The sequence below is a fragment of the Streptomyces sp. NPDC052301 genome (genome assembly GCF_044593395.1).
Taxonomy (GTDB): domain Bacteria; phylum Actinomycetota; class Actinomycetes; order Streptomycetales; family Streptomycetaceae; genus Streptomyces.
In genome coordinates, this window is record NZ_JBIUBE010000007.1 from 114,854 (window position 1) to 136,373 (window position 21,520).

The following is a 21,520-nucleotide window of genomic DNA, read 5'->3' on the forward strand; positions in this document are numbered from 1 at the left end:
AGTCACGATCACACAACGTCCATCAAGGCTAGCAGCTCACGGGCCACGTCCTCGACGGAGGTGTTGACCAAGGTCGTATCGAACTCCGGCTCGGCCGCCAGCTCGGTCCTGGCCGCCTCCAGGCGGCGCTCGATGACCTCGGGCGCCTCGGTGCCCCGGCCGGTCAGCCTGCGCACCAACTCCTCCCAGGAGGGGGGAGCCAGGAACACCAGCTGGGAGTCGGACATGGACTCGCGGACCTGCCGGGCGCCCTGGAGGTCGATCTCCAGCAGGACGGGCTCGCCGTTCTCCAGCCGCTCCTGCACCGCCGCGCGGGGCGTGCCGTAGCGGTTGCCGGCGAACTCGGCCCACTCCAGCAGCTCACCGTTGGCGATCAGCTTGTCCATCTCGTCGTCGGTGACGAAGAAGTAGTGGACCCCGTGCCGCTCGCCGGGGCGCGGCTTGCGGGTGGTGGCCGACACCGAGAGCCAGACCTCGGGGTGTTCCTTGCGCATATGGGCGACGACCGTGCTCTTGCCGACCCCCGAGGGGCCGGAGAGCACGGTCAGCCGCGGACGTACGTCCGGGGGCTCGGGGGTCATCCCCCGGAATGTTGCAGCCATGCAGCGATTATTCCAGCAATCCCGGAGTGCCCGGGACTCCTGGTCCGGTCAAGGCCCGGACTCAGGAGCCGGTGCTGCCGAACTCACGCTCCAGGGAAGCGATCTGGTTGGACCCGAGACCCCGCACACGGCGGCTCTCGGAGATGCCCAGACGCTCCATGATCTGCTTGGCGCGGACCTTGCCCACGCCCGGCAGGGACTCGAGCAGCGCGGAGACCTTCATCTTGCCGATGACGTCGTTCTCCTGGCCCTGCTTGATGACCTCGTGCAGGGAGGCGCCGGAGTGCTTGAGTCGATTCTTGACCTCGGCCCGCTCCCGGCGAGCCGCGGCGGCCTTTTCGAGCGCGGCTGCGCGCTGTTCAGGGGTAAGGGGCGGAAGAGCCACGCCTACGTCACCTCGGATGTCGAACTGTCGGATACGGACCGGTGAGGAACCTAGTCGCCCCACACCTGGGGAGCCACGAGCAACACGCTTCGCCCGTTCTCCCCCACTACCTAAGGGGTGTGGGGGTGTCCCCACAGCTCGGAGACTAGCGGGCAAGTCCGCCAGAGTCAGCGAGAACAGCGGAAAAGTCCTGGTCAGCCTCCGTCAGGACGGACATTTCAGACATAATGCCCTCGATTTGAGGATGTATTCATACTCAAGTCGCTCCCGCGCCGCTCGCCGAAGCACCCCGCGAGGGGGTCAGGCGCCGGCGACGGCCGCCTGGATCTCCTCCGCGAACCGCTCGGCCGCCCCGCGCAGCGCCCCGACGTCGGGACCGTGACGCAGGACACCCCGGCTGACGTTCGGTACGACGTTGCGCGCGGCCGTCCCGAACACCTTCGGGAGGTCGGCCGGGGTCGCCCCCTGGGCGCCGATGCCGGGCGCGAGGAGCGGCCCGTTGATGTCGAGGTCGTAGGAGGACAGATCGCCCAGGGTGGCGCCGACGACCGCGCCGAAGGAGCCCAGCGGCTCCTCCCCCGCGTTCTCGGCCGCCAGGTGGGCCAGCATGGTCGCACCCACGGTCCGGCCGTCCGCGCGGACCGCGTGCTGGACCTCGCGTCCTTCCGGGTTCGAGGTCAGCGCCAGCACGAACAGGCCGGCGCCGCTCTCCCGGGCCAGGGCGACGGCCGGGCTGAGCGAGCCGTAGCCGAGGTAGGGCGAGACGGTCAGCGCGTCGGAGAACAGCGGGGCGTCCTTGCGCAGGAACGCCTCGGCGTAGGCGGCCATGGTCGAGCCGATGTCGCCGCGCTTGGCGTCCATCACGACCAGGGCGCCGGCCGCGCGCGCCTCCTGCACGCACGTCTCCAGCACGGCGAGACCGCGCGAGCCGAACCGCTCGAAGAAGGCGCTCTGCGGCTTCAGCACGGCCACGCGGTCGGCCATCGACTCGACGACCGTGCGGCTGAACCGCTCCAGGCCGGCCACGTCGTCGTTCAGGCCCCACTCCGCGAGCAGGGAGGCGTGCGGGTCGATGCCGACGCACAGCGGGCCGCGCTCGTCCATGGCGCGGCGCAGGCGGGCGCCGAAGGGCTCGTACGAGGTCATGCGGGCTTCCTCACGTCGGCGCCGACCGCGTCGGCGAGGGTGGCGTACGGGCTGGTGCGCAGGCGGGCGGCGAGCCCCTTGTGGATCGCGCGGCACCAGAAGGGGCCCTCGTAGATGAAGGCGCTGTACCCCTGGACGAGCGTGGCACCGGCCAGGATGCGCTGCCAGGCGTCCTCGGCGGTCTCGATGCCCCCGACACCCACGAGCGTGATCCGGTCGCCCACGCGCGCGTACAGGCGGCGCAGCACCTCCAGGGAGCGGGCCTTGAGCGGGGCGCCGGACAGACCGCCGGTCTCCTTCACGAGCGAGGGCTGCGACCGCAGGCCCAGGCCCTCGCGCGCGATGGTGGTGTTGGTGGCGATGATGCCGTCCAGGCCCAGCTCCACGGCCAGGTCCGCGACGGCGTCGACGTCCTCGTCGGCGAGGTCCGGGGCGATCTTCACCAGGAGCGGGACGCGCCGGTTGGCGACCGTGCGGTCGGCGGCCTCGCGGACGGCCGTCAGCAGCGGGCGCAGTGCCTCGGTGGCCTGGAGGTTGCGCAGGCCGGGCGTGTTCGGCGAGGAGACGTTGACGACCAGGTAGTCGGCGTACGGCGCGAGGCGCTCGGCCGACTTCACGTAGTCGCCGACGGCCTCGGCCTCCGGGACGACCTTGGTCTTGCCGATGTTGACGCCGACGACCGTCCTGAAGACCGGCTCGCGGGTCGCGAGGCGGGCGGCGACGGCCAGCGAGCCGTCGTTGTTGAAGCCCATGCGGTTGATCAGCGCGCGGTCCGCGACCAGCCGGAACAGCCGCTTCCTGGGGTTGCCGGGCTGCGGCTCACCGGTGACCGTGCCGATCTCGACGTGGTCGAAGCCCAGCATCGTCATGCCGTCGACGGCCACGGCGTTCTTGTCGAAGCCGGCCGCGAGCCCGAAGGGGCCGTGCATCCGCAGGCCGAAGGCCTCGGTGCGCAGCTCCTTGTAGCGGGGCGCGAGGGCCGCGGCGACGAAGGTGCGCAGCACCGGGATGCGGACCGCGAGACGGATCCAGCGGAAGGCCAGGTGGTGGGCCTTCTCGGGGTCCATCCGTTTGAAAACCAGACGGAAGAAAAGCTCGTACATGTCCCTGTGTCCTCATGAAGAGGGGGACACCGTTTCCGATGTCCCCCTCGGGGCTGCTAGTCGCGGGCCGCGGTCAGGTGTTCCGCGTGTTCCTGGAGCGAGCGGACGCCCACGTCCCCATGGTTCAGGGCGTCGATGCCCTGGACCGCGGCGGCGAGCGCCTGGACCGTCGTCAGACACGGGACCGAGCGGGCCACCGCCGCCGTGCGGATGTCGTAGCCGTCGAGGCGGCCGCCGGTGCCGTACGGGGTGTTGACGATGAGGTCGACCTCGCCGTCGTGGATCAGCTGGACGATGGTCTTCTCGCCGTTCGGTCCGGTGCCCTCGGACTGCTTGCGGACGATCGTGGCGTTGATGCCGTTGCGCTTGAGGACCTCGGCGGTGCCGGAGGTGGCGAGCAGCTCGAAGCCGTGGGCGACCAGCTCGCGCGCCGGGAAGATCATCGAGCGCTTGTCGCGGTTGGCGACCGAGATGAACGCGCGGCCCTTGGTGGGCAGCGGGCCGTAGGCGCCCGCCTGCGACTTGGCGTAGGCCGTGCCGAAGACGGAGTCGATGCCCATGACCTCGCCGGTGGAGCGCATCTCCGGGCCGAGGACGGTGTCCACACCGCGACCCTGGATGTCGCGGAAGCGCGACCACGGCATGACGGCCTCCTTCACGGAGATCGGCGCGTCCAGCGGCAGCTCGCCGCCGTCGCCGTTCGCCGGAAGCAGACCCTCCGCGCGCAGCTCCGCGACGGTCGCGCCCAGCGAGATCCGGGCGGCGGCCTTGGCGAGCGGCACCGCGGTGGCCTTCGAGGTGAAGGGGACCGTACGGGAGGCGCGCGGGTTGGCCTCCAGGACGTAGAGGATGTCGCCGGCCATCGCGAACTGGATGTTGATCAGGCCGCGCACGCCGACGCCCTTGGCGATGGCCTCGGTGGAGGCGCGCAGGCGCTTGATGTCGAAGCCGCCGAGGGTGATCGGGGGCAGGGCGCACGCCGAGTCACCGGAGTGGATGCCGGCCTCCTCGATGTGCTCCATCACGCCGCCGAGGTACAGCTCCTCGCCGTCGTAGAGGGCGTCGACGTCGATCTCGATGGCGTCGTCCAGGAAGCGGTCGACGAGGACCGGCCGGGACGGGCTGATCTCGGTCGACTCGGCGATGTAGGCGGCGAGGCGGGTCTCGTCGTAGACGATCTCCATGCCGCGCCCGCCGAGGACGTACGACGGCCGGACCAGGACCGGGTAGCCGATCTCGTCCGCGATGGCCTTGGCCTCCGCGAAGGTGGTGGCCGTGCCGTGCTTCGGGGCGGGCAGGCCGGCCTCGGCGAGGACCCGCCCGAAGGCACCCCGGTCCTCGGCGGCGTGGATGGCCTCGGGGGACGTGCCGACGATCGGCACACCGTTGTCCTTCAGTGCCTGCGACAGGCCGAGCGGGGTCTGGCCGCCCAGCTGCACGATCACGCCCGCGACCGGTCCGGCCTGCTGCTCGGCGTGGACGATCTCCAGCACGTCCTCCAGCGTGAGCGGCTCGAAGTACAGCCGGTCGGAGGTGTCGTAGTCGGTGGAGACGGTCTCCGGGTTGCAGTTGACCATCACGGTCTCGTACCCGGCGTCGGACAGCGCGAAGGAGGCGTGGACGCAGGAGTAGTCGAACTCGATGCCCTGGCCGATGCGGTTCGGGCCGGAGCCCAGGATGATGACGGCCGGCTTCTCGCGGGTGGCGACCTCGGACTCCTCGTCGTACGCGGAGTAGAAGTACGGCGTCTTCGCGGCGAACTCGGCGGCGCAGGTGTCGACCGTCTTGTAGACCGGGCGGATGCCGAGCGCGTGCCGGACCTCGCGGACGACGTCCTCGCGCAGGCCGCGGATCTCGCCGATCTGCTGGTCGGAGAAGCCGTGCCGCTTGGCCTCGGCGAGCAGGTCGGCGGTCAGCTCGGGCGCCTCGGCCAGCTCGTCCGCGATCTCCTTGATCAGGAAGAGCTGGTCGACGAACCACGGGTCGATCTTCGTGTACTCGAAGATCTCCTCCGGCGTGGCACCCGCGCGGATGGCCTGCATGACGGTGTTGATGCGGCCGTCGGTGGGGCGCACGGCCTCGCGCAGCAGTGCTTCCTTGTCACCCGTCTCGCCGACGAAGGTGAACTGGCTGCCCTTCTTCTCCAGCGAGCGCAGCGCCTTCTGGAAGGCCTCGGGGAAGTTGCGGCCGATGGCCATGGCCTCGCCGACCGACTTCATGGTGGTGGTCAGCGTGGAGTCGGCCTGCGGGAACTTCTCGAAGGCGAACCGCGGGGCCTTGACGACCACGTAGTCGAGCGTGGGCTCGAAGGAGGCCGGGGTCTCCTGGGTGATGTCGTTCGGGATCTCGTCCAGGGTGTAGCCGACGGCCAGCTTGGCGGCGATCTTGGCGATCGGGAAGCCCGTCGCCTTCGAGGCCAGCGCGGACGAGCGCGACACGCGCGGGTTCATCTCGATGACGATCACGCGACCGTCCTCGGGGTTCACCGCGAACTGGATGTTGCAGCCACCGGTGTCGACGCCGACCTCGCGGATGATCGCAATGCCGACGTCGCGCAGCACCTGGTACTCGCGGTCGGTCAGCGTCATCGCGGGCGCGACGGTGATCGAGTCGCCGGTGTGCACGCCCATGGGGTCGAAGTTCTCGATGGAGCAGACGACCACGACGTTGTCGTGCTTGTCGCGCATCAGCTCCAGCTCGTACTCCTTCCAGCCGAGGATGGACTCCTCCAGGAGCACCTCGGTGGTCGGGGAGAGCGTGAGGCCCTGCCCGGCGATGCGGCGCAGCTCCTCCTCGTCGTGCGCGAAGCCGGAGCCGGCGCCGCCCATGGTGAAGGACGGGCGGACGACGACCGGGTAGCCGCCGAGGGTCTCGACGCCCTTGAGGACGTCGTCCATGGTGTGGCAGATGACCGAGCGGGCGGACTCGCCGTGCCCGATCTTCCTGCGGACCTCCTCCACGACGTCCTTGAACAGGTCGCGGTCCTCGCCCTTGTGGATCGCCTCGGGCTTGGCGCCGATCAGCTCGACGCCGTACTTCTCCAGGACACCGTTCTCGTGCAGCGAGATGGCGGTGTTCAGCGCCGTCTGGCCGCCCAGGGTGGGCAGCAGGGCGTCGGGGCGCTCCTTGGCGATGATCTTCTCGACGAACTCCGGGGTGATCGGCTCCACGTAGGTGGCGTCGGCGATCTCCGGGTCGGTCATGATCGTCGCCGGGTTGGAGTTGACGAGGACCACGCGCAGGCCCTCGGCCTTGAGCACCCGGCACGCCTGGGTGCCGGAGTAGTCGAACTCGGCGGCCTGGCCGATGACGATCGGGCCGGAGCCGATGACCAGGACGGACTGGATATCGGTGCGCTTAGGCACGCTGGCCCTCCATCAGGGAAACGAAGCGGTCGAACAGGTAGGCGGCGTCGTGCGGGCCCGCTGCCGCTTCGGGGTGGTACTGGACGGAGAAGGCCGGCTGGTCGAGCAGCTGCAGCCCCTCCACGACGTTGTCGTTCAGGCAGACGTGCGAGACCTCGGCGCGGCCGAACTTCGTCTCGCTGACCTTGTCGAGCGGCGCGTCGACGGCGAAGCCGTGGTTGTGCGCGGTGACCTCGACCTTGCCGGTCGTACGGTCCTGGACCGGCTGGTTGATGCCCCGGTGGCCGTACTTCAGCTTGTAGGTGCCGAAGCCGAGGGCGCGGCCGAGGATCTGGTTGCCGAAGCAGATGCCGAACAGCGGGGTCTTGCGTTCCAGGACTGCGCTCATCAGCGCGACCGGGCCCTCGGCCGTGGCCGGGTCGCCGGGGCCGTTGGAGAAGAAGACTCCGTCCGGGTCGACCGCGTAGATGTCGTCGGCCGTGGCGGTGGCGGGCAGGACGTGCACCTCGATGCCGCGCTCGGCCATGCGGTGCGGGGTCATGCCCTTGATGCCGAGGTCGATGGCGGCGACGGTGAAGCGCTTCTCGCCGACCGCGGGGACGACGTACGCCTCCTTGGTCGCGACCTCCTCGTACAGGCTCGCGCCCTTCATGTGCGGCTGGGCCTGTACGCGCTGCAGCAGCTCGGCCTCGGGGGCCACGCCCTCGCCGGAGAAGATGCCGGCGCGCATCGAGCCGCGCTCGCGCAGGTGGCGGGTGAGGGCCCGGGTGTCGATGCCGGAGATGCCGACCACGCCCTGGCGCTCCAGCTCGTCGTCCAGCGAGCGTTTGGCCCGCCAGTTGGACGGCACGCGCGCGGGGTCGCGCACGACGTAGCCGGAGACCCAGATGCGCCCCGACTCGTCGTCCTCGTCGTTCCAGCCCGTGTTGCCGATCTGCGGGGCGGTGGCGACGACGATCTGGCGGTCGTACGACGGGTCGGTGAGGGTTTCCTGGTAGCCGGTCATACCGGTGGAGAACACGGCCTCGCCGAAGGTCTCCCCCACGGCCCCGTAGGCGCGACCGCGGAAGATGCGGCCGTCCTCCAGGACGAGTACGGCGGGAACCCTGGCAGCTCCCCTTGTGGAGGTCGTCATCGTGCGCCTTCCGTGTCGTTGATCATCTGGTTCAGGGTGTCGACCCACTCGGCGTGCTCGGCCGCGTGGTCGGAGCGGAAGCCGGAGTCGATCAGCTTCTCGCCGAGCGCCCAGGTCACCACCAGCAGGCCGCCCTCGGTCAGGACCTTGCCGGCGATGCCCTTGTCGAGCCGGGCCCCGCGCAGCGCGGCGGTGGGGACGAAGAAGTCGGTCGCTCCGGGGCGCTCGACCTCCAGGCCCTGCTCCGTCAGGGTCAGCTCGACCCGGCTGCGGGTGCCCAGGCCGTGGGCCACGATGCGGTCCAGCCACTGTCCGGCGGTGGTGGAGCCGTGGTAGCGGCCACTCATGCTCAGTTTCACCGGCCCGGTCTCGTCCGGCGCGCTGGGCAGCGGGGGCAGATCGCTCTGCAGCGTGCCGCGCCACTTCCAGCCCTCGCGCATCAGCCAGTAGACGAGCGCGATGAACAGCAGGAGTCCGACGAGCCAGCCGATGCGGGCCGGCCAGTCGGTGACGTCGGCCGACCGCTTGGCCTCCGCCAGCAGGATTACAGGTGTCACGTGAGCTTCCCGTCGACGAGCGTGGCCTTGCCCCGCAGCCACGTGTGCGTCACACGGCCCGGCAGCTCGCGCCCCTGGTACGGGGTGTTGCGGCTGCGCGAGGCGAAGCCCGCGGGGTCCACCTGGCCACGGTATGCCGTGTCGACGAGGGTGAGGTTGGCGGGCTCACCAGCCGAGACGGGACGGCCGTGCCCGGTGGCCTGTCCGATCTGCGCGGGCGTGGCGGACATGCGGTCGGCGACGCCGGCCCAGTCCAGCAGGCCCGTGTCGACCATGGTCTCCTGGACCACCGACAGCGCGGTCTCCAGGCCCACCATGCCCATGGCCGCGGCGGCCCACTCGCAGTCCTTGTCCTCGTGCGGGTGCGGGGCGTGGTCGGTGGCGACGATGTCGATCGTGCCGTCGGCCAGGGCCTGGCGCAGGGCGTGCACGTCGCGCTCGGTGCGCAGCGGCGGGTTGACCTTGTAGACGGGGTTGTAGGTGCGCACCAGCTCGTCCGTGAGGAGGAGGTGGTGCGGAGTGACCTCGGCGGTCACCTGGATGCCGCGGGCCTTGGCCCAGCGGACGATCTCCACGGAGCCGGCGGTCGACAGGTGGCAGATGTGGACGCGGGAGCCGACGTGCTCGGCGAGCAGCACGTCCCGCGCGATGATCGACTCCTCGGCGACGGCCGGCCAGCCGCCCAGGCCCAGTTCGGCGGAGACGACGCCCTCGTTCATCTGGGCGCCCTCGGTGAGGCGCGGCTCCTGCGCGTGCTGGGCGACGACACCGCCGAAGGCCTTCACGTACTCCAGCGCGCGGCGCATGATCACCGCGTCGTCGACGCACTTGCCGTCGTCGGAGAAGACGGTGACGCCGGCGGCGGACTCGTGCATGGCGCCCAGCTCGGCGAGCTTCTTGCCTTCCAGGCCGACGGTGACGGCACCGATGGGCTGCACGTCGCAGTAGCCGTGCTCCCTGCCGAGCCGCCAGACCTGCTCGACGACGCCGGCGGTGTCGGCGACCGGGAAGGTGTTGGCCATGGCGAACACGGCGGTGTAGCCGCCGCTCGCGGCCGCGCGCGTGCCGGTCAGCACCGTCTCGGAGTCCTCACGGCCGGGCTCGCGCAGGTGGGTGTGCAGGTCGACCAGGCCCGGGAGGAGCACCTTGCCGGCGGCCTCCACGACCTCGGCGCCCTCGCCACTGAGACCGGTCCCCACCTCGGCGATGGTCTCGCCGTCGATCAGCACGTCCTGCGGCTCGCCGCCGAGCACCTTCGCACCACGGATCAGGATCTTGCTCATGGGTCTTACTTCTCCTCGGTACGAGAGTGGGTGACGGCGGGCTCGTTGCCACCGAGCAGCAGGTAGAGCACGGCCATCCGGATGGAGACGCCGTTGGCGACCTGCTCGACGGCGGTGCAGCGGTCGGAGTCGGCGACCTCGGCGGTGATCTCCATGCCGCGGACCATCGGGCCGGGGTGCATCACGATGGCGTGCTCGGGCAGCTTGGCCATGCGGTCGCCGTCGAGGCCGTAGCGGCGGGAGTACTCGCGCTCGGTCGGGAAGAAGGCGGCGTTCATCCGCTCGCGCTGGACGCGCAGCATCATCACCGCGTCGCACTTGGGCAGCGTGCTGTCGAGGTCGTACGACACCGCGCACGGCCAGGACTCGATGCCGACCGGGAGCAGGGTGGGCGGGGCGACCAGGGTGACCTCGGCGCCGAGGGTGTGCAGCAGGTCGACGTTGGAGCGGGCGACCCGGCTGTGCAGGATGTCGCCGACGACGGTGACGCGCCTGCCGGACAGGTCCTGGCCGAGGCCGGTGTCGCGGCCGATCAACCGACGGCGCATGGTGAAGGCGTCCAGCAGGGCCTGGGTGGGGTGCTGGTGGGTGCCGTCACCCGCGTTGATGACGGCGGCGTCGACCCAGCCGGAGTTCGCCAGGCGGTACGGGGCTCCGGAGGCGCCGTGCCGGATGACCACGGCGTCGACGCCCATGGCCTCCAGGGTCTGCGCGGTGTCCTTGAGGGACTCGCCCTTGGAGACGCTCGAACCCTTGGCGGTGAAGTTGATGACGTCGGCGGACAGGCGCTTCTCGGCGGCCTCGAAGGAGATACGCGTGCGCGTGGAGTCCTCGAAGAAGAGGTTGACGATCGTGCGGCCGCGCAGGGTCGGCAACTTCTTGATCGGCCGGTCGGCGACCCGGGCCATCTCCTCGGCGGTGTCGAGGATCAGGACGGCGTCGTCGCGGGTGAGGTCGGCGGCCGAGATGAGATGACGCTGCATCTGTCAGGCTCCGTAAGGCAGTTCATTCAGGAGATGGGGGGCAAACCGGCGCGTGTGCGGGCATGCCGAAGCAGCCCTGCGCCCGAGTTGCTACTGGCCGGCCTTCACGCCGAGCAGCACGGTGTCGCGACCGTCCTCCTCGGCGAGCTGGACCTTGACCGTCTCGCGCAGCGACGTGGGGAGGTTCTTGCCGACGTAGTCGGCGCGGATCGGCAGCTCCCGGTGGCCGCGGTCGACCAGGACCGCGAGCTGCACCGCGCGCGGGCGCCCGATGTCGTTCAGGGCGTCGAGGGCGGCGCGGATGGTGCGGCCGGAGAAGAGCACGTCGTCGACGAGGACGACCAGCTTGCCGTCGATGCCGTCACCGGGGATCTCGGTGCGGGCCAGCGCACGCGGCGGATGCATGCGCAGGTCGTCGCGGTACATGGTGATGTCGAGCGAGCCGACGGGGACCTTGCGGTCGGTGATCTGCTCCAGCTTGGCGGCGAGCCGCTGGGCGAGGAAGACGCCCCTGGTGGGGATGCCGAGGAGCACCACGTCGTCGGCGCCCTTGGCGCGTTCGACGATCTCGTGGGCGATGCGGGTCAGTACCCGCGCGATGTCAGGGCCTTCGAGTACGGGCCGGGCATCGGACGCCTGCGCGGAAGCAGACGAGTCGTGCTTGTCCATACGAAACGGACCCCCTTCTCCGCCTCACGGGACGGACCTTAAAGGACGTCGGATTTGCGCCATCCACCGTAGCAGGTCTTCGACAGCCCCCCGATCACCCCCTCGGCGTAACGGGCCGGCGCTGCCACGGAAGAGTCGGTGTGGACCATTCGGCTTGACGCAAGAGAGTCACGCTGCGTAACCTCACAGTGAGTTACCAGCCGCGCGGCGGGAAAACAGCCGGCCGCGTCGACACAGTGTCCGGGGAGCTATATGTCCAGCGAATACGCCAAACAGCTCGGGGCCAAGCTCCGGGCCATCCGCACCCAGCAGGGCCTTTCCCTCCACGGTGTCGAGGAGAAGTCCCAGGGTCGCTGGAAGGCCGTGGTGGTCGGTTCCTACGAGCGCGGCGACCGTGCGGTGACCGTGCAGCGCCTCGCCGAGCTGGCCGATTTCTATGGCGTCCCGGTGCAGGAGCTCCTGCCGGGCACCACGCCGGGTGGCGCCGCCGAGCCGCCGCCGAAGCTGGTCCTGGACCTGGAGCGGCTGGCCACCGTGCCGGCCGAGAAGGCGGGCCCGCTGCAGCGCTACGCGGCCACGATCCAGTCCCAGCGCGGTGACTACAACGGCAAGGTGCTCTCGATCCGCCAGGACGACCTGCGCACACTGGCCGTCATCTACGACCAGTCCCCCTCGGTCCTCACCGAGCAGCTGATCAGCTGGGGCGTCCTGGACGCGGACGCGCGCCGCGCGGTGGCCGCGCACGAAGAGGCCTGAGCCGCTCGACATCAGCGCAGAAACGTGCCGCCGGGGTGGCCGGAACTTTGCGGTTCCGGCTGCCCCGGCGGCGTTGTCCCGCTCATCCGAAGAGCGCCGGAGGGCCCGCAGCACGAGCGTGCTGCGGGCCCTCCGGCGTTGTGTCGTACGGGGCTCTACGCCTCGTCCCGGCGGAGGGACGACTTGAGCTCCTTCAGCCTGCCCAGCAGGCCGTTCACGAACGAGGGCGACTCGTCCGTCGAGAACTCCTTCGCCAGCTGCACCATCTCGTCCAGGACGACGGCGTCGGGGGTCTCGTCGACCCAGATCAGCTCGTACGCGCCCAGCCGCAGGATGTTGCGGTCGACGACCGGCATCCGGTCCAGCGTCCAGCCGACCGCGTACTGGGCGATCAGCTCGTCGATGCGCTTCGCGTGTGCCGCGTAGCCCTCGACCAGCTGCATCGTGTACTCGCTGACCGGCGGCTGCCGGGTGTCGGACCGGGACAGCCGGATCCAGTCGGCGAGGACCGTCAGGACGTCGGCGCCGCGCTGATCGCCCTCGAAGAGGATCTGGAAGGCGCGCTTGCGGGCCGTGTTGCGGGCAGCCACGGTTAGCTGTTCACCCGGCCGAGGTAGTCGCTGGTGCGGGTGTCGACCTTGATCTTCTCGCCGGTGGTGATGAAGAGCGGGACCTGGATCTGGTGGCCGGTCTCCAGGGTGGCGGGCTTGGTGCCACCGGTGGAGCGGTCGCCCTGGACGCCGGGCTCGGTCTCCTGCACGACCAGCTCGACGGCGGCGGGCAGCTCGATGAAGAGCACCTCGCCCTCGTGCTGGGCGACGGTGGCGGTGAAGCCCTCGATCAGGAAGTTGGCGGCGTCGCCGACGGCCTTGCGGTCGACCATCAGCTGGTCGTAGGTCTCCATGTCCATGAAGACGAAGTAGTCGCCGTCCATGTACGAGAACTGCATGTCGCGCTTGTCGACAGTGGCGGTCTCGACCTTGACGCCGGCGTTGAAGGTCTTGTCGACCACCTTGCCGGACAGCACGTTCTTGAGCTTGGTGCGCACGAAGGCCGGGCCCTTGCCGGGCTTGACGTGCTGGAACTCGACGACGGACCAGAGCTGGCCGCCTTCGAGCTTGAGCACCAGGCCGTTCTTGAGGTCGTTCGTGGAAGCCACGGTTGCGGAATCTCCTGGACTGACGTACGACCCCGGATCACGCGCACAGCGCGAGGCTAGAGCGCGAGCAGCTCCTTGGTCGTGATGGTGAGTAGCTCGGGTCCGCCGTCCGCCTCGGGGCGTACGACGAGCGTGTCATCGATCCGGACACCGCCCCGGCCCGGGAGGTGGACCCCCGGTTCGACGGTGACCGGCACGCAAGCGTCCAGTTTACCCATGGCCGCGGGCGCCAGCTGCGGGTCCTCGTCGATTTCGAGGCCGACGCCGTGTCCGGTGAGCGGTGGCAGTGCTTCCGCATAGCCGGCGGAGTCCAGCACCTGGCGTGCCGCCCGGTCCACGTCGCGGTAGGCGGCACCCGGCGCGAGAGCCTCGCGACCGGCGCGCTGGGCGGCGAAGACCAGGTCGTAGAGCTGGATCTGCCAGTCGGCGGGCGAGGTGCCGATGACGAAGGTACGGCCGATCTCGCAGCGGTAGCCGCGGTAGGTGGCGCCCAGGCACACGGAGAGGAAGTCGCCCTCCTCCACGCGCCGGTCGGTGGGACGGTGGCCGCGTCGGCCGGAGTGCGGGCCGGTGGCCACGGAGGTGGGGAAGGCCGGACCGTCGGCGCCGTGGTCGACCAGGCGGCGCTCCAGCTCCAGCGCGAGATGCCGCTCGGTGCGGCCGACCAGGATGGACTCCAGCAGCTCACCGAGGGCCTGGTCGGCGATCTCGGCGCCGATGCGGAGGCAGGAGATCTCCTCCTCGTCCTTGACCACCCTGAGCTGTTCCACGGCGCCACCGAGGTCGGTGAGGCGGAGGACGGGGGCGACCGAGGCGAGGGCCCGGTGCCGGCTGACCGTGAGGTGGTGCTCCTCCACGGCGAGGCTGTCGGCGCCCTGGCCCGCGGCGAGGCCGGCTGCCACGACCGCCGCATCACCGCCGGGGACGGGCAGGATGTGCAGCCGCAGGCTCTCGTCCGGGCGGCCTTCGTAAGGGCGGTCCTCGGGCGGACCCGTGCAGACGAGGAGATCCTCGCGTCTGCCGAGCAGCAGCACGGAGCCCTGCGGGGCCGCTGCCGCGAGGTAGCGCACGTTGGCGGGGCGGGTGACGAGGGCTGCCGCGGTGCCGGCCGCGGTGAAGTGGTCCCTCAGCCGGGATCGGCGGTTCGCGTACACCTCTGACATGAGATGAGCGTAGGAGTTTTGTGCGGATTGTGCCGTTCGACAGGGGCCGAGTGGGGTGGGAGCGGCCACCCCCCGCTCACCAGCTCGGCGGACTCGCTATCGCTCTGGCCAGGACCTCGTCCAGGACCCGTGCCGTGGCCGGGACGTCCAGCTGGGAGTTGTCGATGATCGGGAGGCCCGAGCCGTACCAGCCCGCCATGCGGCCGTGGATGCGGGCCACCTCCTCGTCGGTGAGGCGGCGGTTGCCGCTGCGCTCGGCGTTGCGCTCCAGGACGATGTCCAGGCCCGGGAGGAGGACGACCGGGAGCAGGCCGGGGCCGACGTGCCGCTTCCAGCCGCCCAGGCCGACGACGGGGCGGTCCGGGAAGACGGCGTCGTCCAGGATGCAGCTGATGCCGTTCGCCAGAAAGTTGCGGGCGGCGAAGCCGCAGGTGCGGCGGGCCAGGCGGTACTGCGCCTCCGAGTTGTCGTTCCAGCCGGACTGGGGGTCGGCGAAGCCCGAGCGCACCCATTCGCGGACGTCGTCGAGGCTGATGTGGGCGGTGGGCACCCGGCGGTGGTCCGCCCAGTACTTGGCGACGCTGGTCTTGCCCGCCCCGGCGGGACCGATCAGCAGGACGGCCAGCGTGGTGGCCGTCGGGTCGGGCACCGCCGCCGGGGCGGGGGCCGCCGCGGGCACGCCGACCGGGCCGCCGGGAGGCAGGGGCACATGACCGGTGGCGTCAGGGGCAGCCGGCGGGCCGGCCACGGGGTGCGGAGGGGCCGCCGGCACGGGGCCGGACGGGGCCGGGAAGCCAGGCGCCGGTGGCGGTGGGGGCACGGGGGCGGGACCCTGGGAGGTTCCCGGGTGCGGGCCCGGGTGGTGGGCGGCCGACGCCCAGCCGGCGTGCGGCCCCTGCCCCGGTTGTTGGGGCGGCGGCAGCGGAGACCCCACTGCGTGCTGCATCCGTTGCCACTCCGTCTCGTACAGGCAATTCGTGCTGGCAGCGGGGGCGAGCCCCGCTCCCTACCGAACGGTACCGTCCCCGGCCGTCCTTTGGTGCAACGGCCGGGGGCGGTCCGAAGTGCCCGGTACGCAAAGGGAATCGGACGCGACGAAACGGACGTACGGTGCCTACTGGCCCACTTCTCCGTAGGCGGCGAGCAGCACCGCCGGGTCGGGGCCCTCCAGGACGGTCGGCTTGGCGAGGCCGTCCAGGACGATGAAGCGCAGCAGGTCACCGCGGGACTTCTTGTCGACCTTCATCGTCTCCAGCAGCTTGGGCCACTGGTCGTAGCGGTAGTGCAGCGGAAGACCGACGGACTCGAGGACCGTACGGTGCCTGTCCGCCGTCGCGTCGTCCAAGCGCCCGGCGAGGCGGCCGAGTTCGGCGGCGAAGTGCATGCCGACCGCGACCGCGGCACCGTGCCGCCACTTGTAGCGCTCGTTCTTCTCGATGGCGTGGCCGAGGGTGTGGCCGTAGTTGAGGATCTCCCTGAGACCCGACTCCTTCAGGTCGCTCGACACGACCTCCGCCTTCACCCGGATGGAGCGCTCGATCAGCTCGGCCGTGTGGGGCCCCGCGGGCGTCCGGGCGGCCTCGGGGTCGGACTCGATCAGGTCGAGGATCACCGGGTCGGCGATGAAGCCGGCCTTGATGACCTCGGCGAGCCCGGAGACGTAGTCGTTCACCGGGAGGGAGTCCAGCGCGGCCAGGTCGCACAGGACGCCGGCCGGCGGGTGGAAGGCGCCGACCAGGTTCTTGCCCTCGGCGGTGTTGATGCCGGTCTTGCCGCCGACCGCCGCGTCCACCATGGCCAGCACGGTGGTCGGGATGGCGATCCAGCGGACCCCGCGCAGCCAGGTCGCGGCGACGAAACCGGCGAGGTCGGTCGTCGCACCGCCGCCGACGCCCACGATGACGTCGGTGCGGGTGAAGCCGGACTGGCCGAGCGCCTTCCAGCAGTAGGCGGCGACCTCGACGGTCTTGGCCTCCTCGGCGTTCGGCACCTGGATCGCGACGGCCTCGTAGCCCTGCTCGGCCAGGTCGGCGCGGAGCGCGTCCCCGGTCTCGGCCAGCGCCTCGGGGTGGATCACCGCGACCCGCTTGGCCTTCTGCCCGATCAACCCGGCCAGTTCGCCCAGGAGTTGCCGGCCGACCAGCACCTCGTACGGGTCGGTGCCCGCGGTGCCGGCGACCTGGATCCGGGTGACTGCCTCGCTCATGCTTCCTTCAACTCCAAAGCGTCCAGGGCTGCTTGGGTGACCTCTTCGGGGGTGCGGCCGTCCGTCGGTACGACGGCCGTGGCGACCTCCTCGTACAGGTGCCGGCGGGCCTCCATCAGCTCCCGCCACTGCTTGCGCGGGTTGACCGCGAGCAGTGGCCGGGCCGCGTTCAGACCGGTCCGCCTGACCGCCTCCTCCACGTCCATGGAGAGGTAGACCACCCGGTGCGCCGCCAGCAGCGCGCGCGTGTCCGCGTCGAGGACGGCCCCGCCGCCGAGCGCGAGGACGCCCTCGTGCGAGGCCAGGGCGGCGTGCACCGCCCGCTTCTCGATCGCCCGGAAGACCGGCTCGCCCTCGTCCACGAAGATGTCGGCGATGGTGCGGCCCTCGGCGGCGACGATGTCGTCGTCGGTGTCCCGGTAGCCGAGCCCGAGCCGTTCGGCGAGCAGCCGGCCGACGGTGGACTTGCCCACCCCCATCGGGCCGACCAGGACGACCGCAGGCACCGCGCTCACCGGATCCGCAGGTTGTCGAGGTAGGACCGCACGTTCCGGCGGGTCTCCGCGACGGAGTCCCCGCCGAACTTCTCGGCGACCGCGTCGGCGAGGACGAGCGCCACCATGGCCTCGGCGACGATGCCGGCGGCCGGCACCGCGGAGACGTCCGAGCGCTGGTGGTGGGCCTGGGCCTCCTCGCCGGTGGTGACGTCGACGGTCCTCAGGGCACGGGGCACGGTCGCGATCGGCTTCATCGCGGCCCGCACGCGCAGCAGCTCACCGGTGCTCAGGCCGCCCTCGGTGCCGCCGGCGCGGCCGGAGACGCGCCGGATGCCCTCGGGCGTGTTGACGATCTCGTCGTGGGCCTTCGAACCCGGCACCCGGGCCAGCTCGAAGCCGTCGCCGATCTCGACGCCCTTGATCGCCTGGATGCCCATCAGGGCACCCGCGAGACGGGCGTCGAGCTTGCGGTCCCAGTGCACGTGCGAGCCCAGGCCGACCGGGACGCCGTAGGCGAGGACCTCGACCACACCGCCCAGCGTGTCGCCGTCCTTGTGGGCCTGGTCGACCTCCGCGACCATCGCCTTCGAGGCGTCCGCGTCCAGGCAGCGCAGCGGGTCGGCGTCCAGCCTCTCGACGTCGGCCGGGGTCGGGTAGACGCCCTGCGGAGCCTTCACCGAGCACAGCTCCACGACGTGCGAGACGATCTCGATGCCGGCCGTCTCCTTGAGGTAGGAGCGGGCGACCGCGCCGAGCGCCACCCGGGCGGCGGTCTCCCGGGCGGAGGCGCGCTCCAGGATCGGGCGGGCCTCGTCGAAGCCGTACTTCTGCATGCCGGCGAGGTCGGCGTGACCGGGGCGCGGGCGGGTCAGCGGCGCGTTCCGGGCGAGACCGTCGAGGATCTCGCGGTCGACCGGGTCGGCGGCCATGACCTGCTCCCACTTGGGCCACTCGGTGTTGCCCACCATGACCGCCACCGGCGAACCCAGCGTCAGACCGTGCCGCACACCACCCAGGAAGGTGACCTCGTCACGCTCGAACTTCATGCGCGCACCGCGGCCGTACCCGAGCCGCCGCCGCGCGAGGTGGTCCGCCACCATCTCCGTGGTGATCGGCACGCCGGCGGGAAGCCCCTCCAGCGTCGCGACAAGTGCGGGACCGTGGGACTCCCCCGCGGTCAGCCAACGCAGCCTGCTCAACGGTGCTCCTCAGTGCTCGCGCCCGGTACTGCCCTGCGTACGCGCGTGCTCGCGTACGGCGACGGCGCGGCCGGGTGCGCGACCCCGGTACGCCACCTCCGATCCTCCCACGTCCGCAGCCGTGTCCGGCCGCCGGTCCAGCAAGCGGGACGGAGGGGCGGAGGAAAGGCGGTGGCTCAGCGGATGGCCAGCGCCTTCTCGCCGGCGTGGCGCATGGCCTCCAGCGGGGCCGGGGAGCGGCCGGTCATCTGCTCGACCTGGAGGACGGCCTGGTGGACGAGCAGGTCCAGGCCGCTGACGACGGCGCCGCCGAACATGGACCAGCGGGCCGCCAGCTCGGTGGGCCAGGGGTCGTACAGCACGTCGAAGAGGGTGGCCGGGCGTTCGGGCACGGCGGCGGCGAGGGCGTCGGTGGTACCGGCGGGGGTCGTGGCGATCACCAGCGGGGCGCGCAGGGCGTCGGCCGCCTCCGCCCAGTCGGCCGTACGGACCTCGACGCCGAGCCGCTCGCCCCAGTGCCGCATCTCGGCGGCGCGGGCCTCGCTGCGCACGTAGGCGACGACCTCACCGGTGCAGATCCGGGCCAGCGCGGCGAGCGCGGAGGAGGCGGTGGCACCGGCGCCGAGGACGGCGGCCGAGTCGACCTGTTCGATGCCGTGCTCGCGCAGGGCGGCCACCATGCCCGGGATGTCGGTGTTGTCGCCGACCCGGCGGCCGTCCTCCGTGAACACGACGGTGTTGACCGCGTCGACGGAGGCAGCCGTCTCACTGACCTCGTCCAGCAGCGGGATGACGGCCCGCTTGAGCGGCATGGTCAGCGACAGCCCCGCCCACCCCGGCCCGAGCCGCTCGAAGAAACCGGGCAGCCCGGCCTCGTCCGTCTCGAAGCGCTCGTACGACCAGTCGGTGAGCCCGAGCTCGTCGTACGCGGCCCGGTGCAGCACCGGGGAGAGGGAGTGGGCGATGGGCTTACCGAGCACGGCGGCCCGGCGGGCGTCAGTTGCCCGAGGTGGCATTGAACTTGTCCTTGAGCTGCTTGAATTCTTCGTACGTCTTGGCGAATTCGGTATTGGTCGTACCGTCGGTCGCCACGAAATAGATCCAGCCGTCGTGGGTCGGATTCAGTGCCGCCTTGATCGCGTCCTCGCCGGGGTTGCCGATCGGGCCGGGCGGTAGTCCCTTGTGGGTGTACGTGTTGTACGGGTTGCTGTTGCTGTTGATCTCCTTCTCGGAGATGTGGATGTTGCTCGTGCCCTTGAGGTAGTTGTACGTCGAGTCGAACTGCAGCAGCTGGTTCGTCTCGGTGTTGGTGGGCTTGAGGCGGTTGTAGACCACCTCCGCCATCTTGCGGAAGTCCTCGTGGGTCTTGCCCTCGGCCTGGACCAGGCTCGCGACCGTGACGAGCTGGAACGCGTTGTTCAGACCCAGCGCCTTCGCCTTGGCGGTGAGGCCGTAGGCGGCGTACCGCTGCTTGGCCTGGGCGACCATCTGCTTCAGGATCGCGTCCGGCTTCATGCCCTTGGCGGCAGGGTAGGTGCCCGGGAAGAGGAAGCCCTCCAGCGGGTCCTTGACCTGGCCGGTGCTCTGCACCCAGGTGGGCACGCCGAGGCTGCGGTACTCCTTCTGGGCGGTCTTGCGTGTGGTGCCGGTGGAGAGTTCGAGCTTCTTGTCGATCGCCTCGTAGACGCCGGAGTTTCGCTCGCCCGGAGTCACGACGATGTTGTTCTGGCTCCGCGGGTCCAGCATCAGCTTCACGGCGCTGGCGGCGGACATCTCCTTGTGCAGGAGGTAGGCACCGGCCTGGATGCGGTCGCCTTCGGGATTCTGCGCCTGCGCGTGCACGAAGGCGTCGACGGACTTGACGACACCGGCTTCCTTCAGCTTCCGGCCGATGTCGTAGCCGCCCGCGCCCTTGGGGATCTCGACGGTCACCGTCGCACTGGCGCCCTCGCCCGCGAAGTCCGGAGCCGGGGCGAAACGATTTTGGTAGAACTTCCAGCCGAAGTAGCCGACTCCGCCGAGACCGCCGCCGAACACCAGGACCACGACCATGCAGGCGCAGCCGGTGCGCTTCTTCTTGCCCTTCTTGACGGGCTTCTTGCCGCCGCCGCGCCGGTCGCGCCGGCTCTGCCGCTCGTGTTCCTCGTCGTCGTCCTCGCCGCCCCCGGCGAAGAAGGCGTGCTCCTCCTCCTCGGGCGCGGCCTCCTCCCCGGGCGCGGCCTCCGGCTCGGGCGCCGGCTCCGCCTCGGGGCGCCTGCGGCCGGGCGGTACCGGTGGCGGGTAGGCGTCCTCGGTGCCGTAGAAGTCGGGCTGCTGACCGCCGTAGGCCGCGGGCTGCTGGCCGTACGGGTCGCCGGGGTCGGCGGCGTACGGCACATGGCCGTGGGTGCCGGTCGCGTCCCAGCCTCCCTGCTGGGGGTACTGCTGCTGGGTCTGACCGGCGTAACTCTGGTCGTACTGGGGATGGCCCTGTTCGTCGTAGTACTGGTGCGGCTGCCCGCCGTACCCGGGCTGCTGCTCCTGGCTCCAGCCGCCGTACTGCGGCTGCTGCGGCTGCTGCGGGTAATGCTGCTGCTGGCCGCCGTAGGCAGGCTGATGACCGGCGTGTGCCTGCTGCCCTTCCCATCCGCCGTCCCCGTACAACGGGTCCTGCGGATGCCACGGTTCGGAGCCTGGGCCCCGGCCATACTCAGTCATCGATCCCCTAGAGCCGCGAGGCCGACGGTCACGCGGCCGGTGGGCCGGCTTCCGTTCCGCCTCTTGCTGTGCCCCGGCTGTTCGAACACCGGCGCATCGCGCGGAACGTTACCGTATCGCGATCAGATGACCACTTCGACGCCCTCGCCGGGTGCTTTGCCTGACACCCGTTCGGATTCCAGGGCCTGCTGCAGGATGATGACGGCCGCGGCCTGGTCGATGACCGCCCGGCCCTTCTTGGACTTCACACCCGAGGCGCGCAGTCCCTGACTGGCCGTCACGGTCGTCATCCGCTCGTCGACGAGGCGGACCGGCACCGGCTCGATGCCCCTGGCCAGCTCCTGGGCGAAGGCGCGGACCTTGACCGCGGCCGGCCCCTCGCCCCCCTTGAGGGAGCGAGGGAGGCCGACGACGACCTCGATCGGTTCGTACTCCTCCACCAGTTGGCGCAACCGGCGGTGGGCGGCGGGGAGGTCCCGGCCCGGGACCGTCTCCACCGGGGTGGCGAGGATCCCGTCGGGGTCGCATGAGGCGACTCCGATCCGGGCATCCCCGACGTCGATCGCCAACCGACGTCCTCTGCGCATTTCCGACCGTTTCCTTACTTTGCCGTCG

The 21,520-nt window shown here is 70.9% G+C and carries 21 protein-coding genes; 1 reads left to right on the forward strand and 20 read right to left on the reverse strand.

Annotated features, from left to right (window positions below):
• Positions 1-8: 8 nt before the first annotated feature.
• The 10 genes from gmk to pyrR all read right to left on the reverse strand — a co-directional run bounded on the left by gmk (position 9) and on the right by pyrR (position 11,228).
• Positions 9-602: a guanylate kinase gene (gene gmk, locus ACIHEJ_RS21010; RefSeq protein ID WP_400137800.1), complete on the reverse strand. Its 594-nt coding sequence runs from the start codon at positions 600-602 to the stop codon at positions 9-11.
• A gap of 61 nt (positions 603-663) precedes the next feature.
• Positions 664-987 (reverse strand): integration host factor, encoded by a 324-nt coding sequence (locus ACIHEJ_RS21015; RefSeq protein ID WP_003977346.1) that lies wholly within the window; start codon positions 985-987, stop codon positions 664-666.
• A gap of 300 nt (positions 988-1,287) precedes the next feature.
• On the reverse strand, positions 1,288-2,133 hold the full coding sequence (gene pyrF / locus ACIHEJ_RS21020) for an orotidine-5'-phosphate decarboxylase (protein WP_400137803.1): 846 nt from the start codon (positions 2,131-2,133) through the stop codon (positions 1,288-1,290).
• Entirely contained in the window at positions 2,130-3,236 is a 1,107-nt protein-coding gene (locus ACIHEJ_RS21025) for a quinone-dependent dihydroorotate dehydrogenase (protein ID WP_400137805.1), read from the reverse strand. The genes pyrF and ACIHEJ_RS21025 overlap by 4 nt, the downstream gene beginning before the upstream one ends.
• 56 nt (positions 3,237-3,292) lie before the next feature.
• On the reverse strand, positions 3,293-6,601 hold the full coding sequence (carB, locus tag ACIHEJ_RS21030; protein ID WP_400137808.1) for a carbamoyl-phosphate synthase large subunit: 3,309 nt from the start codon (positions 6,599-6,601) through the stop codon (positions 3,293-3,295).
• Positions 6,594-7,736, reverse strand: coding sequence for a glutamine-hydrolyzing carbamoyl-phosphate synthase small subunit (carA, locus tag ACIHEJ_RS21035; RefSeq protein WP_400137811.1), 1,143 nt, complete (start codon positions 7,734-7,736; stop codon positions 6,594-6,596). The genes carB and carA overlap by 8 nt, the downstream gene beginning before the upstream one ends.
• Positions 7,733-8,293 carry a hypothetical protein gene (locus ACIHEJ_RS21040; protein ID WP_400137814.1) on the reverse strand — a complete coding sequence of 187 codons (561 nt, stop codon included), beginning with the start codon at positions 8,291-8,293 and terminating at the stop codon, positions 7,733-7,735. The genes carA and ACIHEJ_RS21040 overlap by 4 nt, the downstream gene beginning before the upstream one ends.
• Positions 8,290-9,576: a dihydroorotase gene (locus ACIHEJ_RS21045; protein ID WP_400137817.1), complete on the reverse strand. Its 1,287-nt coding sequence runs from the start codon at positions 9,574-9,576 to the stop codon at positions 8,290-8,292. The genes ACIHEJ_RS21040 and ACIHEJ_RS21045 overlap by 4 nt, the downstream gene beginning before the upstream one ends.
• 5 nt (positions 9,577-9,581) lie before the next feature.
• Positions 9,582-10,559: an aspartate carbamoyltransferase catalytic subunit gene (locus ACIHEJ_RS21050; RefSeq protein ID WP_400137820.1), complete on the reverse strand. Its 978-nt coding sequence runs from the start codon at positions 10,557-10,559 to the stop codon at positions 9,582-9,584.
• Between the two features lie 90 nt (positions 10,560-10,649).
• On the reverse strand, positions 10,650-11,228 hold the full coding sequence (gene pyrR, locus ACIHEJ_RS21055) for a bifunctional pyr operon transcriptional regulator/uracil phosphoribosyltransferase PyrR (RefSeq protein WP_400137823.1): 579 nt from the start codon (positions 11,226-11,228) through the stop codon (positions 10,650-10,652).
• A gap of 252 nt (positions 11,229-11,480) precedes the next feature.
• Here pyrR and bldD point away from each other — a divergent pair, with 252 nt between their 5' ends.
• Complete coding sequence (gene bldD, locus ACIHEJ_RS21060) at positions 11,481-11,984, forward strand: transcriptional regulator BldD (RefSeq protein WP_019984640.1); 504 nt, start codon at positions 11,481-11,483, stop codon at positions 11,982-11,984.
• Positions 11,985-12,139: 155 nt separating this feature from the next.
• Here bldD and nusB read toward each other — a convergent pair whose 3' ends face one another.
• From nusB to ruvX, 10 genes are all read right to left on the reverse strand, one after another.
• Positions 12,140-12,574 carry a transcription antitermination factor NusB gene (gene nusB / locus ACIHEJ_RS21065; RefSeq protein ID WP_366011914.1) on the reverse strand — a complete coding sequence of 145 codons (435 nt, stop codon included), beginning with the start codon at positions 12,572-12,574 and terminating at the stop codon, positions 12,140-12,142.
• Positions 12,575-12,576: 2 nt separating this feature from the next.
• Complete coding sequence (gene efp / locus ACIHEJ_RS21070; RefSeq protein WP_366011915.1) at positions 12,577-13,143, reverse strand: elongation factor P; 567 nt, start codon at positions 13,141-13,143, stop codon at positions 12,577-12,579.
• Between the two features lie 56 nt (positions 13,144-13,199).
• Positions 13,200-14,306, reverse strand: coding sequence for an aminopeptidase P family protein (locus ACIHEJ_RS21075; RefSeq protein WP_400137828.1), 1,107 nt, complete (start codon positions 14,304-14,306; stop codon positions 13,200-13,202).
• 76 nt (positions 14,307-14,382) lie between these two features.
• The gene (locus ACIHEJ_RS21080; protein ID WP_400137831.1) at positions 14,383-15,252 is read right to left on the reverse strand and encodes a Pro-rich N-terminal domain-containing protein; all 870 of its coding nucleotides are present in this window, start codon (positions 15,250-15,252) and stop codon (positions 14,383-14,385) included.
• Positions 15,253-15,420: 168 nt separating this feature from the next.
• Positions 15,421-16,512, reverse strand: coding sequence for a 3-dehydroquinate synthase (aroB, locus tag ACIHEJ_RS21085; protein WP_400137834.1), 1,092 nt, complete (start codon positions 16,510-16,512; stop codon positions 15,421-15,423).
• On the reverse strand, positions 16,509-17,027 hold the full coding sequence (locus tag ACIHEJ_RS21090; protein WP_400137836.1) for a shikimate kinase: 519 nt from the start codon (positions 17,025-17,027) through the stop codon (positions 16,509-16,511). Before ACIHEJ_RS21090 ends, aroB begins: the two co-directional genes overlap by 4 nt.
• Positions 17,024-18,208, reverse strand: a complete 1,185-nt coding sequence (gene aroC, locus ACIHEJ_RS21095; RefSeq protein ID WP_400137838.1) for a chorismate synthase — start codon at positions 18,206-18,208, stop codon at positions 17,024-17,026. Before aroC ends, ACIHEJ_RS21090 begins: the two co-directional genes overlap by 4 nt.
• 176 nt (positions 18,209-18,384) lie before the next feature.
• Complete coding sequence (locus tag ACIHEJ_RS21100) at positions 18,385-19,224, reverse strand: shikimate dehydrogenase (protein WP_400137841.1); 840 nt, start codon at positions 19,222-19,224, stop codon at positions 18,385-18,387.
• On the reverse strand, positions 19,205-20,905 hold the full coding sequence (gene mltG / locus ACIHEJ_RS21105) for an endolytic transglycosylase MltG (RefSeq protein WP_400137843.1): 1,701 nt from the start codon (positions 20,903-20,905) through the stop codon (positions 19,205-19,207). The genes ACIHEJ_RS21100 and mltG overlap by 20 nt, the downstream gene beginning before the upstream one ends.
• 122 nt (positions 20,906-21,027) lie before the next feature.
• Positions 21,028-21,492, reverse strand: a complete 465-nt coding sequence (gene ruvX, locus ACIHEJ_RS21110) for a Holliday junction resolvase RuvX (RefSeq protein WP_400137846.1) — start codon at positions 21,490-21,492, stop codon at positions 21,028-21,030.
• Positions 21,493-21,520: the final 28 nt, after the last annotated feature.